The organism is Pseudomonas sp. xss_4 (assembly GCF_043104125.1).
Lineage (GTDB): Bacteria > Pseudomonadota > Gammaproteobacteria > Pseudomonadales > Pseudomonadaceae > Aquipseudomonas > Aquipseudomonas parafulva_B.
Genome location: NZ_JBICKJ010000047.1, coordinates 1 through 1,965, shown reverse-complemented (window position 1 = coordinate 1,965; position 1,965 = coordinate 1). Strand labels below are relative to the sequence as shown.

The following is a 1,965-nucleotide window of genomic DNA, read 5'->3' as shown; positions in this document are numbered from 1 at the left end:
TCGAATACCTTGAACAATTTGCGGTAGGGCAGATGGCGGGTGGCGGTATCCGGGGGCGTACCACGACCGGCAACAAAGGGCGCGACCAGGCGCTCAAGCAGGCCATCACGCACGTCCATATCCTCATTGCCATAGTCGAGGAATTGCATCACCCGTGGCATCTGTGCGGCGTTGCCAGTCAATAAACCGAAGCAGACAAGACGCAGGGCCATCGTCCAGTAATCTTCGGTACGTAATGCCGCATGCGGTGTCATATGGTTACCCGCTTCCGGCGAGTTGTGGTAGGCGGCATGGCATTGGGCGTATTCTTCAGCCCACTCCATTGCGCAGGGCCAAATCTCGTCAAATAGCCCCACTGGAGCCCCGGCGGAATACTGCAAGCTAAGCCAGTCTAAGAGGTCGCATAGACGAAGGTTGGTGGAGTTCATCATTCCACCAGGTTTTGTTCCATTCGCAATAGTAGAAATTCTTGAGCAGACCAACTGGATGCGTTCAAGAGTTTCATCAAACTGTGCTGTGTATGTGACGTAACGTAGGTGGGGTTCCCGTCGCTGTTCAAACTGCGATGCTGCAACTTTGGATGCTGCCCAGTGATCCCAATTGATGCTGTTAGTGTTTTTCATGTGCATTTGTCACTGCTTGAGTTTCAAGTTTTATTCTGGTAGAAAGTTTGTTGGAATAACAAACTCTGTGGCAATTTGATGTCGGCTTGCCGGTTTGCGACATTTCCCTGCGGCCGCCTGCCTGTTAGCTGCTTTAGTTTTAGCATTGTTGTCATGCTGGATATAGTTTGGGCCAACTACGGTGATTAAACTACGGTCATAAGGGCATGTCATAATTTCTGGATCAAAGTCAACTGCTCTCCATGATTTGATCTTGGAGATTAAGGCGGTATGTGCGGAAGTGATCTTTGAATTTTGAATGTTCCTAAAGATCCATCTGTGGCTCATTTGTCGGCCATCGCTAACTGTTTTGCCTACGGAGTTACGCACTTTGGCTTCATTCCCTTGCCCAAGTGCCTGCTCCAGCCCATATTCCAGGGTCTGCCAGACTTGCATGGCGCCTTCCAGTTTCTTGTGGAAGGGCTCGTTGGTGCCTTTGGTGTCGCTGATCCGGTAGCTTTGCGGCAGGCTGCCGCTGTGCCAGATATGGTCGATGCCCTGGTGGCCTGGCTGGCGGCCTTCGTAGAGGGTGCCGTTGTGGTTGACCTTCTGCCGCGACTTCTTGTTCTTGACGAAATAGTAATCGGCGATGTGCTCGCCCTGAGCGCCAGCCTTTGACCGTCTGTAGCGCGAGCGCTGGCTTTGCCGCAGTTGCGGGCTAACCTGGCCCTGGGCCGGGGTGGTGTTGCCTTTGGGCTCGATGGCGACATCGCGTTTGGCCGGGGCTGGCTGTTTGTCGGTGGTGGTCTGGCTGCTGCGCCCGCTGCTGGCAGAGGACGATGTGGCGGGCTGTTGCTGCGGCTTGCTGGCCGGGGCCGAGGCGGCGGTCTGGTTGCCGGAGGTGCCGCTCTGCGCTTGCGGTTTGCCGGCGGTATCGGGTGTGTCGCGCCGGGCAGCGGGTGTGGATGAGGTAGCCGGTGTCTGGCTGGCGGTGCTGGAGCTCTGCTGCGCTGGCTTGCCGCTGGATGCCGGAGCCGATGAGCCGGGCGGCGACTGGCGCGGCGTGTCGGCATGACTGCTGGCGCGGGAGCCCGCGGTGGTGTTGGGCAGGGGCTGGGCCATGGCCATCTGGTGGGACTGCTGCAGCGACCCCATGGCCTGTTCAATCTTCTGCTGGGCCTTGGCCTTGAGCGAGCGGAGCTGGGCGATCAGGCGGTTGAGGCCCTGTTTGTCCATCATCCAGCGGGCGCTGCGGGTGCCGAGCACGTCGATCATGCCATCGAGGATCTGGTTGGTCTTGGCGACGAGCTGGCGGGTATAGCTGGCCCAGTCCAGCTCGCGGAACCACTTCTCGATATTGCCG

At 57.7% G+C, this 1,965-nt stretch carries 1 protein-coding gene and 1 pseudogene; both read right to left on the bottom strand.

Translation table 11 applies throughout. The features are described from left to right. Positions 1–629: pseudogene (locus ACF8GB_RS09325) on the bottom strand (hypothetical protein); the annotation flags it as partial. 24 nt (positions 630–653) lie between these two features. After that, a partial coding sequence (locus ACF8GB_RS09320) for a hypothetical protein (RefSeq protein WP_392526908.1) occupies positions 654–1,965 on the bottom strand: 1,312 nt, incomplete at its 5' end.